Origin of the sequence: Paenibacillus sp. GCM10023250 (genome assembly GCF_042653205.1) — a bacterium.
Classification (GTDB): Bacteria; Bacillota; Bacilli; order Paenibacillales; family Paenibacillaceae; genus Paenibacillus_Z.
In genome coordinates, this window is the sequence record NZ_JBHSHY010000073.1 from 1 (window position 1) to 13,747 (window position 13,747).

At 63.7% G+C, this 13,747-nt stretch carries 14 protein-coding genes and 1 pseudogene; 1 reads left to right on the top strand and 14 read right to left on the bottom strand.

Going from position 1 to position 13,747, the window contains the following annotated elements; genetic code table 11:
* Positions 1-388, top strand: a 388-nt coding sequence (locus ACFPB1_RS26900; protein ID WP_379229286.1) for a hypothetical protein, incomplete at its 5' end; no start/stop codon positions are given.
* An 86-nt stretch (positions 389-474) separates the two neighbouring features.
* Here the strand turns inward: ACFPB1_RS26900 and ACFPB1_RS26905 are convergent.
* From ACFPB1_RS26905 to ACFPB1_RS26970, 14 genes and pseudogenes are all read right to left on the bottom strand, one after another.
* A complete protein-coding gene (locus tag ACFPB1_RS26905; RefSeq protein ID WP_379229288.1) occupies positions 475-2,013 on the bottom strand; it encodes an NADH-quinone oxidoreductase subunit N in 1,539 nt (512 codons plus the stop codon).
* A gap of 4 nt (positions 2,014-2,017) precedes the next feature.
* On the bottom strand, positions 2,018-3,649 hold the full coding sequence (locus ACFPB1_RS26910; RefSeq protein ID WP_379229290.1) for a complex I subunit 4 family protein: 1,632 nt from the start codon (positions 3,647-3,649) through the stop codon (positions 2,018-2,020).
* The gene (nuoL, locus tag ACFPB1_RS26915; RefSeq protein ID WP_379229291.1) at positions 3,649-5,520 is read right to left on the bottom strand and encodes an NADH-quinone oxidoreductase subunit L; all 1,872 of its coding nucleotides are present in this window, start codon (positions 5,518-5,520) and stop codon (positions 3,649-3,651) included. Before nuoL ends, ACFPB1_RS26910 begins: the two co-directional genes overlap by 1 nt.
* Positions 5,521-5,526: 6 nt before the next feature.
* Positions 5,527-5,829 carry an NADH-quinone oxidoreductase subunit NuoK gene (gene nuoK / locus ACFPB1_RS26920; protein WP_379229292.1) on the bottom strand — a complete coding sequence of 101 codons (303 nt, stop codon included), beginning with the start codon at positions 5,827-5,829 and terminating at the stop codon, positions 5,527-5,529.
* A 1-nt stretch (position 5,830) separates the two neighbouring features.
* Positions 5,831-6,349: an NADH-quinone oxidoreductase subunit J gene (locus ACFPB1_RS26925; RefSeq protein WP_379229293.1), complete on the bottom strand. Its 519-nt coding sequence runs from the start codon at positions 6,347-6,349 to the stop codon at positions 5,831-5,833.
* Between the two features lie 3 nt (positions 6,350-6,352).
* Positions 6,353-6,808, bottom strand: coding sequence for an NADH-quinone oxidoreductase subunit NuoI (gene nuoI / locus ACFPB1_RS26930; RefSeq protein ID WP_379229294.1), 456 nt, complete (start codon positions 6,806-6,808; stop codon positions 6,353-6,355).
* Positions 6,809-6,979: 171 nt separating this feature from the next.
* Positions 6,980-7,990, bottom strand: coding sequence for an NADH-quinone oxidoreductase subunit NuoH (gene nuoH, locus ACFPB1_RS26935; RefSeq protein ID WP_379229295.1), 1,011 nt, complete (start codon positions 7,988-7,990; stop codon positions 6,980-6,982).
* A complete protein-coding gene (locus tag ACFPB1_RS26940) occupies positions 7,990-9,090 on the bottom strand; it encodes an NADH-quinone oxidoreductase subunit D (protein WP_379229296.1) in 1,101 nt (366 codons plus the stop codon). The genes nuoH and ACFPB1_RS26940 overlap by 1 nt, the downstream gene beginning before the upstream one ends.
* A gap of 6 nt (positions 9,091-9,096) precedes the next feature.
* The gene (locus ACFPB1_RS26945; protein WP_379229297.1) at positions 9,097-9,957 is read right to left on the bottom strand and encodes an NADH-quinone oxidoreductase subunit C; all 861 of its coding nucleotides are present in this window, start codon (positions 9,955-9,957) and stop codon (positions 9,097-9,099) included.
* A complete protein-coding gene (locus tag ACFPB1_RS26950) occupies positions 9,954-10,472 on the bottom strand; it encodes a NuoB/complex I 20 kDa subunit family protein (protein ID WP_090642552.1) in 519 nt (172 codons plus the stop codon). Before ACFPB1_RS26950 ends, ACFPB1_RS26945 begins: the two co-directional genes overlap by 4 nt.
* The gene (locus ACFPB1_RS26955) at positions 10,457-10,843 is read right to left on the bottom strand and encodes an NADH-quinone oxidoreductase subunit A (protein WP_379229298.1); all 387 of its coding nucleotides are present in this window, start codon (positions 10,841-10,843) and stop codon (positions 10,457-10,459) included. The genes ACFPB1_RS26950 and ACFPB1_RS26955 overlap by 16 nt, the downstream gene beginning before the upstream one ends.
* Positions 10,844-11,192: 349 nt before the next feature.
* Entirely contained in the window at positions 11,193-12,233 is a 1,041-nt protein-coding gene (locus tag ACFPB1_RS26960; protein WP_379229299.1) for an FTR1 family iron permease, read from the bottom strand.
* Between the two features lie 64 nt (positions 12,234-12,297).
* Positions 12,298-13,089 (bottom strand): hypothetical protein, encoded by a 792-nt coding sequence (locus ACFPB1_RS26965; protein WP_379229300.1) that lies wholly within the window; start codon positions 13,087-13,089, stop codon positions 12,298-12,300.
* A gap of 205 nt (positions 13,090-13,294) precedes the next feature.
* Positions 13,295-13,747, bottom strand: a pseudogene (locus tag ACFPB1_RS26970) (nucleoporin-interacting protein); the annotation flags it as partial.

The window sequence follows — 13,747 nt, forward strand, 5'->3', positions numbered from 1 at the left end:
TCCCGCGAGCAGCAGCGCCGCGGGCCGTGCCGGCGCGGAGCCCGCGCCGCTGCGGCGATGCCGCGCGCGCCATCGCGTTCCGCGGGTGCTGCGCGCAGAGCTGGAGCCGGCCGGAAGCGTATGCGGTTGGACCAAGCGTTCCACCATCTCTTCATCATCATACTCAGCCTTTAACCTGCAATATTGGGTTCTGAAACTGTTCGCTTTCCGCCCCCCGATCTCCTGTTGGCAAATACTTGAACGGGCGAGAATCAGGTCCAACGTCCCGGGTTGCATCACCGCATTCAACGATATGTATGCGCGGCGCGAGCGGCTTACGTTTAAAAATTGCATGAACCCGTTCGTGTCCCCCGAGGGCAAAAAAAACCTCCGGCCCGACGCCGATTGACGGGAGCAGGAGGGTTTATCGCATGGCGCCGCCGGCCCGCGGTCCGGCAACGGCCGGATCGCGCGGTGAGCCGCCCGCGCCGGGAGCTAGCCCTGCTGGACGAACAAGTCGCTCATGATCGCGAAATGCCCGTTGATCCAGTCCAGCACCGGGCCCGGCACGATACCGAGCGCGACCGTCGCGGCCGCGCACAGCCAGATGACGATGCCGCTCGGTACCGGCACCCGGACGAGCGCCTCGCTCGTGGCGCGCATGAACATTTGGCGGATCAGTCCGAAGTAGAAGTAGTACGAGATGACGCTGCTCGCGACCATGACGGCGGCGATCCAGTAGTCCTTGGACTGGGCGGCGCCGAGGAGGATGAACAGCTTCCCGAAGAATCCGCCCGTGATCGGCAGGCCGGCGAGGGAGAGCAGGAAGATGGTCATCGCCCCGGCCGTCCAGGGCGCCCGGTAGTACAAGCCCGCGAAGCCGCCGATCTCGTCGTGGCCGGCCGACTTGGCGATGACGCCGATGACGGCCAGCGCGCCGATCGTCATCAGGAGGTACGCCGCCAGGTAGAAGACGAACTCGCCGAAGCCGGACGCATGCATGCCTTTGATGGCGAGCCCGATCGGGACGAGCAGGTAGCCGGCGTTGGCCACGCCCGACAGCGCGATCAAGCGCTTGACGTTGTACTGCCGCAGCGCCATCACGGAACCGACGAGCATCGCGGCGGCGGCCAGCACGAGCAGCGCGAGGAAGACGTCGTTCGTAAGCGGCTTCCCCGGCGAGGAAGCGAAGAACGCGAGATTATAGACGATCCGGAAGAGGACCGCGAACGCTGCTCCCTTCGAGACGACCGCCAGGAAAGCGGTGACCGGCGTCGGGGCGCCCTGATAGACGTCCGCCACCCAGTAATGGAACGGCGCCGCCGCGATTTTGATGCCGAATCCGACGATGAGGAAGAAGAAGGCCACGTATAGGATCGCGGGATAATCGATGGCATGTTCCTTCAAGCCTTGGGCCATCGCGCCCAGGTTCGTCGCGCCGGTGATGCCGTACAGGTACGACATCCCGAACAGGATGACCGCCGAGGAGATGCCCCCCTGCACCGCGTACTTGAACGCCGCTTCGACCGATTGCGCCACATGCTTGCGGATGCCGACGAGCACGTAGGTCGTGATGCTGAGCAGCTCGAGCCCGATGTAGAGCGTGATCATATCGCCCGAAGACGCCATGATCATCGCGCCGCAGACGGCGGGCAGCAGCAAGTAATAGAATTCTCCCCGGTCCGGTATGTCCGCGCGCTTGACCGTGCCGAGGCTCATCAGCACGATGAACGCCGTCGCGACCAGGAAGACGATCTTGAGCAGACTCGAGAAATAATCGATCCGGTAGCTGTCCGCCATGATGCGGACGACGCCGCTGCCGGCCTCGCCGCCCGCCAGCCCGGCCAGCTGCCAGACGACGAAGCCGAGCGAGGCGAGCAGGCCGGCGAGGGTCATCCACCCCGTCGCCGCGCGCCGCGGGAGGAACAAATCGAACACCGCCAGCCCGATCGCGAAGACGATCAGTATCCATTCCGGGGCCAGATAGGCCGCGTCGCTCCAAGTGAGCGACTGCAGTTGTTGCGTCGCGTCCATCGTCCTACCTCCCCGCCTTATCGGATAGCTGCTGCAGCAGCGAGTCGAAGCCGTGCTTCATCGGTTCCGTCAGCACGGCCGGATAGATCCCGATCAGGACGATGAACGCGACCAGCGCGATCATCGGCACCGCTTCGACGAGCCTCACGTCCCGCACGGTGGCCAGCCGTTCCGGGAGCGCGCCGAACGTGATGCCGAGCACGCTGCGCAGCACGTACACCGCCGTCAGGATCACGCCGAGCACGGCCAGGCCCGCGAGCACCCGCTGCGTATCGAACGCGCCGAGCAGCGAGAGAAATTCGCCGACGAAGCCGGACAAGCCCGGCAAGCCGAGCGACGCCATGCCGGCCGTCAGCAGCACGCCGCTCAGGAACGGCATGCTGCGGGCCAGGCCGCCGAGGTCCTTGAGCTCCGTCGAGCCGGCCCGTTCGTGAATGCTGCCTACGAGCAGGAACAGCAGCGCCGAGATCAGGCCGTGCGAGACGAGCTGGACGACCGCGCCGTGCAGGCCAATCTCGTTCAGCGACGCGATGCCGAGCAGCACGATGCCCATGTGGCTGATCGACGAATACGCGAGCACGAGCTTGAATTCCTTCTGCACGAGCGCGAGCACCGCGCCGTACAGAATATTGACGACCCCGAGGATCGCCAGCACCGTCGCCCAGTCCTGCGTCTGCGCCGGGAATAGGAAGACGCCGAACCGGAGCAGGCCGTACGCCCCCATCTTGAGCAGGACCCCGGAGTGGATCATGACCACGGAGGGCGGCGCTTCCGCGTGGACCTTCAGCATCCACGTGTGGAACGGGAATACCGGGAGCTTGATGCCGAATGCGATCAAGAGCAGCAGGAAGATGACCCAATGCATCCGTTCGGACATGTACACCGGGTTCTCCATCCCCTGCGTCTGGTCCGGCGATAGATTGACGTAGGCGTCGGGGCTTGCCAGGTTCGCGCCGATTACCTCGTAGCTGCCGCTGTAGGCCAGGCGGGTCTCCTGCTTCTCCGGCAGCTGCTCCGCCCGGAAGCCCGCCGTCGCGACGAGCAGGACGAAGGCGACCAGCATGATCGCGGAGCCGATGCCGTTGTAGATCAGGAATTTGTTCGCCGCCCGCTCCCGGTTCATGAAGCCCCAGATGCCGATCAGGAAGAACATCGGCACGAGCGTCATTTCGAAGAAGACGAAGAAGAGAAAGACGTCCCGGGCCAGGAAGACCCCGATCATCCCGATCTCCAGGATCAGGAACCAGCAATAGAAGGCTTTCCACCGCTTCTTCACGTGCACGGACGCCAGCGCAGCCATGAACCCGACGATCGTCGTCAGCAGCAGCAGCGGCATGGAGAGACCGTCCACGCCGAGATGGTATTGGAATTGCATCGTGTACGAGCTGACGTCCACGACCGCTTCCTTGTTGAGCGAAGCCGAGATCCAGGTGGCGGTTTCCTCGAAGGCTTTGCCGCCCTGGGCGCCGTCGTAGCCGGCGTACAGCCAGAACGAGAGCAGCAGCGGGAGCGCCGTCGCCGCGATGGCGACGATCTTGATCCACCGGCTGTTCTGCTTGGGCAGGAACAGCAGCACGATTAGGCCGAGCAGCGGCGAGAACGTGATGAGCGTCAAAATCGGAAGATCCGCGAGCATTACCAGAACCTCCTTAACGCGATAGCCGCGATGAGGATGATGAGTCCGAATACGGTGACGAGCCCGTACGTCTGAAGCTGGCCGTTTTGCAGCCGCGTGCCGCCGCGGCCCGCCAGGAAGGCTGCGCCGCCGAACGCCCGCACGATGCCGTCGACCACGAATTCGTCAATGACGCCGAGCAGCCCGCCGAACGCCCGAAGCGGACGGACGATCGCCGCCTCGTAGAATTCGTCGACGTAATATTTGCGCTCCAGCAGCCGGGTGACCCACGGCGCGCGCGCCGAGACGAAATCCCGCGGAATCATGCCCTTGACGAAGACGAGCCAGCCTACGTACAGGCCGAGCAGGCCGACGGCCGCCGAGATGACCATGACGAGGCCCCCGCCGCCGTTCTCCCGCTCCGCTCCGTCCGTCAGCCATGTGCCGAGCGTGTCGTTCCACGGCGTCTGCACGAAGCCCGCGACGACTGCGAGCAATGCCAGCACGACGAGCGGCACCGTCATGGACGGCGGCGATTCGTGCGCGGCCCGCTCGCCCTTGGGCTTGCCCCAGAAGACGAGGAAGAACAGCCGCGACATGTAGAAGGCGGTGAAGAACGCCGCGATGACGCCGACCACGAACAGCCCCGGCTTCTCGTGGTACGCGATGTTCAGGATCATGTCCTTGGACCAGAAGCCCGAGAACGGCGGAATGCCGGAGAGCGCCAGCGTGCCGATGCCGAACGTCCAGGCGGTGATCTTCATCTTGGACCCGAGTCCGCCCATCTCTTGAATGTTCTGCGTATGTACGGCATGAATGACGCTGCCCGCGCCGAGGAAGAGCAGCGCTTTGAAGAACGCGTGCGTGAACAGGTGGAAGATGCCGCCGGTCATCGAATTGAGGCCCAGCGCCATCATCATGTAGCCCAGCTGGCTGACCGTGGAGTACGCGAGCACACGCTTGATGTCGTTCTGCGCCACCCCGATCGTGGCCGCGAACAAAGCGGTGAACCCGCCGACGTACGCCACGATGTCCATCGCCGTCTGCGACGCCTGGAAAATATCGAACGTCCGCGCCACCAGGTAGACGCCAGCGGCGACCATCGTCGCGGCATGGATGAGCGCGCTGATCGGCGTCGGGCCTTCCATGGCGTCCGGCAGCCAGACATGCAGCGGGAATTGGCCGGACTTGCCGACCGCGCCGATGAAGATCAGCACGGCGATCCACGTCGTGACGCCCGCCGCGATGACGCCGGAGCCGTTCTCGAACGCGTTGCCGATCCGCACGAAGTCCAGCGCGTGGTCCGGCATGTACCAATAGAGCAGCAGAATGCCGAGCAGCAGGCCCGCATCCCCGATCCGCGTCACGATGAACGCCTTCTTGGCGGCCGCCTTCGCCGCCGGCTTGCTGAACCAGAAGCCGACGAGCAGGAACGAACAGACGCCGACGAGCTCCCAGAAGATATACAGCGTCAGCATGTTGTCCGCCAGCACGAGCCCCAGCATGGAGAACGTGAACAGCGCGACGTAGCCGTAGAAGACGGAGATTCGTTCGTCGCCTTTCATGTAGCCGGCCGAATATACGTTGACGAGCAAGCTGACCGCCGTCACGACGACGAGCATCAGCGCCGTCAGGTTCGTCACTTCGAAGCCGGCCTTCAGCGTCACGCCCCCCAGGTCGATCCAGTCGAAAGCGTTCTGATAATAGCTCGCGCCGTCCCGCATATGCTCGGCCAGCACCAGCACCGAGAGGACGAGCCCCGCCAGGGAGCTGAGCGAGCCGAGCACGGCGCCGATCATGCGCGACGAGCGGCCGAACGCCAGCAGCAGCAGGAACGCGGCGAGCGGGAAGAGCGGAATGAGCCAGGCCAACTGCGAAAAGGTCGTGTCCATGCGCCCTTACCTCCTCATCTCGTCGTATTCGTCCACGTTAACGGTGCCGCGCGCCCGGTACAGCGCGATCAGCACGGCGATGCCGACGGCCGCCTCCGCCGCCGCGACGGCGATGCTGAAGAGCGTGAACATCTGGCCCGTCAGCGAAGGCACGACGCCGTACTTGGCGAACGCGACCAGATTCAGGTTGACCGCGTTCAGCATAAGCTCGATGGATAAGAGGACGACGACGGCGTTCCGCTTCGTCAGGGCGCCGTACAGCCCGAGACAGAACAGAATCGCCGCCATCGTCAAATAGGAAGACAACATGTCAGTCCGCCTCCTTCTTGGCGAGGACGATCGCGCCGATGAACGCCACCGTCAGCAGCACGGAGACCAGCTCGAAGGGCACGACGTAGCCGGTGAACAGCGCCTGGCCGATCGCCATCGTGTTGTCCGCCGCTTGACCGGCGGCGGGCAGCGGCTCGGGAAAGTCCGACTGGCGAATCGCGTAGAACAGAATGCCGAACAGCGCCAGCGCGCCGATCGCCGTCAAGGTCTCGTGCGCCGTCCGCGGGCGCTCCTCGCCTGATTCCTGATGCTTCGTCATCATGATGCCGAAGATCATCAGGATCGAGACGGCGCCGGCGTAGATGAGCACCTGCACGAAGGCCAGAAATTCGGCGTCCAGCAGGATGAACATGCCCGCGATGCCGATGAATACGGCGGCCAGCGACACCACCATGTGCACGACCTTCGCGAAGCTGACCATGAGCACCGCGCCGCTGATGATCATGACGGAGAAAACGAAAAAGGCGATGAATTCGCCGTTGAAGTGCATCTGGAACATGCGCTATTTCGCTCCTCCCCTGGCCGCGGCGGGAGCGCCGATGTTGTTGTTGTCCTGGCGCACGTGCGTATTGTTGTCGTCCAGCCAGCGCATGTCTTTGAACAAGTCGTCCCGGCTGTACGCGGCCAGCTCGAAATTGCCCGTCATGACGATCGCTTCCGTCGGGCATACCTCCGTGCACAGGTCGCACAGGATGCAGATCTCGAAATTGATATCGTACGTATCGATGACCTTCCCCTTCTTCTCGGGGTCCGGATTCGCTTTGCCCGTGAGCGTGATGCATTCCGTCGGGCAGATGCGCGCGCATTGGTTGCAGACGATGCATTTGTCCGGCTCGAAATGTTGAATGCCGCGAAACCGGTCAGGCATGACGATGGGTACGTCGGGATAGGAGGTCGTCACTTTTTTGCTGGTCATGGACCGCATCGTAACGCCAAGCCCTTTCAACAGACCTTTCATACCTTCACCCTCTCAAAGTTTTGTGAGGAGCCATTGTCGGGGGAAGCCCGGCAAGTAAACAAAACTGCTTCGGAAGCTTATGCTAAGTTTTGTGGAAGCCATTGTCGGGGGAGCCCGGCAAGTAAACAAAACTGCTTCGGAAGCTTATGCCAAGTTTTGTGCGAAGCCGGATCACTTCACGAACAACTCCATGTACACCGCGGTCAGAAACACGTTCAGAATCGCCACCGGCAGAAGCACCTTCCAACCGAGCCCCATGAGCTGGTCGATCCGAATCCGCGGCAGGGTCGCCCGGATCCAGAACAGGAAGAAGACGATCGCCGAAAATTTCAGCAGGAACCAGATGATCCCCGGCACCCAGCCGAGGAACGGAAACGGCGCGTGCCAGCCGCCCAGGAAGAGCACCGTGGTGAGCGCCGCGATCGCGTACACGTAGACGTATTCCGTCAGCATGAAGAACGCGAAGCGGAAGCCGCTGTATTCGACGTGGTAGCCGGCCACGAGCTCGGATTCCGCCTCCGGCAGGTCGAACGGCGTGCGGTTCAGCTCCGACACCGCCGCGATGATGAAGACGACGAAACCGATGATCTGCGGCAGGAAGTTCCACTGCCAGAACCAGTCGCCCTGCTGCTCCGCGATGGAGCGCAGGTTCAGCGTGCCCGACAGCATGACGACGCCGACGACGGAGATGACGAGCGGCACCTCGTAGCTGATCATCTGCGCGGCGGAGCGCATGCCCCCGAGCAGCGCGTACTTGTTGTTGGAGGACCAGCCGCCGAGGATGATCGCGATCGTCGAGATGCCCGACAGCGCCACGTAGTAGAGCAGACCGACGTTGATATCGGCGAAGTACAGTTTCTGCGTATACGGAATGACCGCGAGCACCGCGAACGCCGGCACGTACGCCAGCGCGGGGGCCAGGATGAACAAGGCCCGGTCGGCCTTGCGCGGAATCGTGTCTTCCTTGATCAGCAGCTTGAAAATATCGGCGACCGTCTGCAGCAGCCCCCACGGGCCGACCCGGTTCGGGCCGATCCGGAACTGCATCCAGCCGATGACCTTCCGTTCGAAAAATATCGCGTACGTCACGAAGCCGAGCACGACGAGCAGCAGAATGACGCCCCACAGGAAGAACAGGAGCGCGTGCCCCCAGGTCAGCGTTTCGTCCAGCCAAGCGCCCATCAGCAGTCGACCTCCCCGACGACAATATCGATGCCGCCCAAAATCGTGATGAGGTTCGTCATCGTCTCGCCGACGAGCAGCTTCGGCAGGATCTGCAGATTGACGAACGACGGGCGCCTGAATTTCAGCCGGTACGGCTCGGCCTTGCCCTTGGAGACGATATGGCAGCCGATCTCGCCGCGCGGCGATTCGATGCCGACGTACAGCTCGCCGGCCGGCGGCCGGATGACGCGGGGCACCTTGCCCATGACGTCGCCGGGGCCGGGGAACTGCGCCACCGCTTGCTTCAGGATGCGCAGCGACTGGCGGATCTCCTCGAGCCGGATGTTGTATCGGTCGAAGCAGTCGCCGTTACGGCCGAGCGGCACGTCGAACTCGAAGCGCTCGTACAGGCTGTACGGTTTATTTTTGCGCAAGTCCCAATCGACGCCCGTAGAGCGCAGGTTCGCGCCCGACAAGCCGAAGCTGATCGCCGTATCCGCATCGTAGCGGCCGATGCCCTTGATCCGGGCGAGAAAAATTTCGTTGCCGCTGACGAGCCGGTCGTATTCATCCAGCTTGCCTTCCATATAAGGAATGAAATCGCGCACCTGCTCGATCCAGCCGGGCGGTGCGTCCCACTTCACGCCGCCGACGCGCATGTAATTGTACGTCAGCCGCGCGCCGCACAGCTCGTTGAACAGGTTGATGATGATCTCCCGGTCGCGGAAGGCAAACAGAAACGGGCTCATCGCCCCGATGTCGAGCAGGTACGTGCCCCACCAGACGAGATGGCTCGCAATGCGCTGCAGCTCCATGACGATCAGCCGCATGAATTCCGCTCGCTCCGGCACCTCGAGGCCCATCATCTTCTCGACGGCGTGGCAGAGCACGTAGTTCGTCGTCATCGCGGACACGTAATCCATCCGGTCGGTATACGGGATGATTTGGGTATAATTCAGTTCTTCCGCGAGCTTCTCCGTTCCCCTGTGCAAGTACCCCATGACCGGCGTCGCTTCCGTGATCACTTCGCCGTCGAGCTTGACGATGATCCGGAATACGCCGTGCGTGCTGGGATGCTGGGGACCGACGTTAAGCAGCAGTTCTTCGGTACGAATCACGGCTCGTCACACCTCCGGGTCCAGCGGTTCGTAATCTTTGCGCAGCGGGTGGCCGACCCAATTGTCCGGCATCATGATGCGCCGCAGATCCGGATGGCCGGGGAAATCGATGCCGAGCAGGTCGTAGATCTCGCGCTCGTTCCAGTTGGCCGTCGCCCAGACGGGGACGACCGACGGCACTGACGGCGCCTCGCGGTCCGTCTTGACCTTCAGGGCGATTTCCTGCCCGGACTGCAGGGAAGCGAGATGGTATACCACTTCGAGATGCGTCTCGTAATCGACGCCGGAGACGTTGCGGAGATAATCCATGCGGAGCGACGGATGCGACTGCATCAAGGCGGCGGTCGCCCGCAGCCGGTCGCCGCGAACGATCAGGGTCGGGCGGTGGCCGTCCAGCTCGTTGATGTAGGCTTCGTCGATCGCGTCCTCCGCGACCTGTGTGCGGACAAGCTCCACCGCCAGATCGAGCAGCGGCTGCATCGGCGACGGCAGCTTCGGCTCCGCGGGCGCCGCCGCTTCGCCTTCAGCCGCGGCCTTCGCCGCCGCGCGCGCCGCCCGCGCTTCCGCGGCGGCCTTCAGCTTCGCCTCGCGCTCGGGGTCAGCCGCCGGCGCTGCGGCTGCATCGCCCGCCGGGGCGCCGGCTTCGGCCGCGGCTTTCGCCGCCGCGCGCGCCGCCCGCGCTTCCGCGGCGGCCTTCAGCTTCGCCTCGCGCTCGGGATCAGCCGCCGGCGCTGCGGCTGCATCGCCCGCCGGGGCGCCGGCTTCGGCCGCGGCTTTCGCCGCCGCGGGCGCGGCGTCCGGCCCTTTCATCACGGACGCTTCCGGCTCGGGCTGCCGCCCCGGCGCCTTCTCCTTCTCGTCGCTCATCGGCTGGTCACCCGCTTCCCGGTCTTCGCTTCGTAGCGGATTTTCTCCTGCAGCTTATTGATGCCGTAGATGAGCGCCGCCGGATTGGGCGGACAGCCCGGTATGTAAACGTCGACGGGGACGATCTGGTCCACGCCTTTCATGACGGCGTACGATTTCACGTACGGGCCGCCGGCAGTCGCGCAGGAGCCCATCGCGATGACCCATTTCGGCTCCGGCATTTGATCGTACAGGCGGCGCAGCAGCGGACCCATTTTCTTGGTGACGGTGCCCGCGACGATCATGACGTCGGATTGGCGGGGCGACGTGCGGAACATGACGCCGAACCGGTCGAGGTCGTAATGCGACGCGCCGGTGCCCATCATCTCGATCGCGCAGCAGGCGAGACCGAACGTCAGCGGCCACAGCGAATTGCTGCGCGCCCAAGCTTTCAGCTGCTCCAGCGTGCCCATGAATACGTTGCGTTCCAGCTCTTGCCGCTCTTCGGGGGTAATCGACTCTAGATTGAATTCCATTTCAGCACCTTCTTCTTCCAGGCGTAGAGTAGTCCAATCAATAAAAGTCCCGTAAAGATCGCCATCTCGACAAGCACAAATAAGCCGAGCTGCTTATACGCCACGGCCCACGGATATAGGAAAACGGTTTCGACATCGAATACGACAAACATGAGCGCGAACAGATAATAGCGCACGTTGAACCGGACTTGCCCCTCCCCTACGGGCTCGTTCCCGCTCTCGTAAGTGGTTTTCTTCTCGTCCGTCGGCTTGCTCGGCCGAAGCAGCCGTCCCGCGGTCAGAGCGACCACTGGAAGCAAAATCCCGAGAAGAATGAAGATCGCTACAATAACGTAACTGTTGATATACTTCTCCACAGCCTTCGCCTCCATGGTTAGGATCGATAGAGCGTCATGCGTGCAGCGAACTTGGACAAAATTCCCTCACAATTATAACAAAACCTGCCACTTGCGTCTATGCAAGAAGTTGGCGGCGCTTTCCCAAGCCCGATCATCAGTTATGCCCAACTTCCCGCAGCTTCAGTACCGCCCCGCGTCTGCTATGTATATGCTTGTTCTCGACGGGTCTAGCGCCTCGAATTGTGACAAATTTTCCAACGTTTCCCTCTCTAACGATAACGCAACAAAAAAAGGCCGTCCCCGGCTCCGCGAGCCTGAGGAACGACCTGTTGTTTCCTGCCGATGCAAGGTGAGAGGCTCACGGCATATCGGAGCGCGGCGGCTAGACCGCGGTCGGCTTGCCTTTTTGGCGTACGGGCTCTTCGCCCCCGCCGCCGGCCTCCGGCGATGCGGCCGCCTTCGGATCCGGCTCGGCCGCGGCAGCCGCATCGTCCGTCCTGTCGCTGTCCGCTTCCTTCGCCGGCACCTCCGCGAGGGATACCTGCTTCCGCTGCCGCGCGATCATGACGAAGACGAAGACGTAATAGAGCCAGTACAAGGCGAACTCCTCCAGCGACGGGTCCTCGGAATACCCCAGGAACGCCCGGAAAAACACGCCGAGCTCGCCGTGGAAGACCGGATGCCGCCCCGTATCGCGGATATAGTTCGTCTCGTCGACCGGATGCTCCGGCAGCAGCCAGGTAAGGTCGTACATCGCCGCGATTTGGCCGCCCGGCGTCTTGTAGGCGCTGCCGACGAGGCCCGCGTCCTGCAGCCCGCCGACCGCCTGCACGAACAGGCCGGCCGCGATCATGACCAGGAAGACGCTCGTCGCCTTGAAGAAGGTGCCGATCGGAATCCGCCGGCTCCCCTTGAACACGGCGAGGCCGAGCGCTCCCGCCGCGAGCAGCCCCGCGAGCGCGCCCCAGCTTTGCAGCGTCTTCGAGATATCGCCGCCCGAGATCGCCGCGAAGAAGAAGACGGTCTCGACCCCTTCCCGCAGCGTCACGAGGAAAGAGTGCGCGATCATGTTGAGCGCGCCGCCCGTCGTCAGGATGAGCGCCACCTTGCTCTGCAGCTTGGTTCGCATCTCGCGGTTCTGCTTGCTCATGAACAGGATCATATGCGTCAGCAACCCCGCCGACGCGAGCAGGATGCCGATGCGCAAATAATCCTTGCTAGCCATCGTCGCGTAGCCGTCCAGCACGTTCTGGAACAGCAGGGCGACGCCGAGACTGGCGATCACGGCGAGCGCGACGCCGATCCAGACATACCGGATCCACTTGGACTGCCCGATCCGGTTCAGATACGACACAATGATGCCCACGATCAAAATCGCTTCGAACGCCTCGCGAAACGTGATAAGAAACGCCTGCACGTTCATGGTGAATGCTCACTCCTAACCTGATTCGCGCTCGGTCCGCGTCCCCGCGGCCCCTGTTCGTCCGCTACAGCCAGCCCTTGCGGCGCGCCGCCCATACGGTGCCGCCGCCCACGACGACGATGCCGGCGATGACGCCGACGGTCACCGCGGGATTCGTCTTCGACTCCCGGGCCATGGCGGCGTGCTGCTTCGTGCCGTCGATCGCGTCCGGCTCGGCCGCCTGCGCGGCTTCGTCCGGATTCGCGCCTCCGCCGGACGCCGGCGTATACGGGAACAGCGGCTTGAGCGCGCCATAGATCTTGTTGGCGTCTGCCTTCAGCGCTTCCGCATCGGCATCCTTCCGGCCGACCCCGAACAGGCCGGGATTGCCGATCGCGTCGAGCGCGGCGTCGAAATCGGCGCTCAAGCCGTTCAAGGCTTCCGGCGTCAGCTTCGCCTCCGCGTACGGCGCGAGCGCCTCGTAGGTCGCCCGGGCTTTCGCCAGCAGCAGCTTCGCCTGCGTGTAGTCAGCGATGCTCTGCAGCGCGTTATCGAAGCGGCGATCCAAATTCATGATCAGGATCGCTTTATAATTGGCAATGGTCAGCTCCGCGTCGCGGGCCTTCAGATTCGCGTCCAGGGCCGCCGCCACGTCCTCGCCGAAGTGGGAGACGATCTCTTCGCGCCGTTCCTTATGCGCGGCTTCGGCCGCATTCCAATCCGCCGGCGATTTGCCCAGCGAGGAGACGACCAGCTTGAACGTCTCGGCCACATCCTCCTTGTTGGCGTCGCCATACGAATACGCCCAGGCGCCAGCGGGCGCGAGCGCAAAAAATATCGCGACGAGCAGCATCGCGCTCTTCAGCATCGTGCGCATGATTGCAGTTCACCTTTTTCCGGTAGCGTGGCGATCGTCGCGTCGCCCGTCCGGCGCCCGCGAAGTCATAGGTTCGTTAATAACGATAATCATTTTCAATTAGCGTGTCAATAGGTTCTTGAGCCGCTTTCGGCCGGCCCCGCTCGCGCTGATGCGCGGGTGCCGCTTCTTGGCGCCGGCCGCCGGGCGGGTGGCCGTCACCGGCTCACCGCCCGCCTGTCCATTCGTACAGGGTGATGTCGTGGTACACGGGGTCAAACAACGGGTCGCCCCGATACTCGGCGATGGGCTTCACCTTGTCGCGCAGCGAGCCGACCTGCGATTCGAAGCCCTGCAGGACGTGGTCGGTCAGCAGCACCGTCGCGCCGGGATCCGCCTGCACGTCCGCCCTGAAATAAGCGAACGTCTCGATGCGGCGGTTCGTCACCGGCACGCGCAGGTATTGCAGCACGCGCGTCTCCTCCCACGTGTAGACGACGAACCGCCGATCCGGCTGAGCGGCCGCCAGCTCGCCCATCCCCTGCGCGAGCCGGTACACGGCCGGCGGCTCGTCCGCCTGCCGCGCGACGAGCGCGGCGCCCCGCGCGGCCTGGAGCGCGATCACGCCGGCGGCGAGCGCCGCGCCGGCGACGCGCAGCGCGCGGCGGATGCGCTCGCC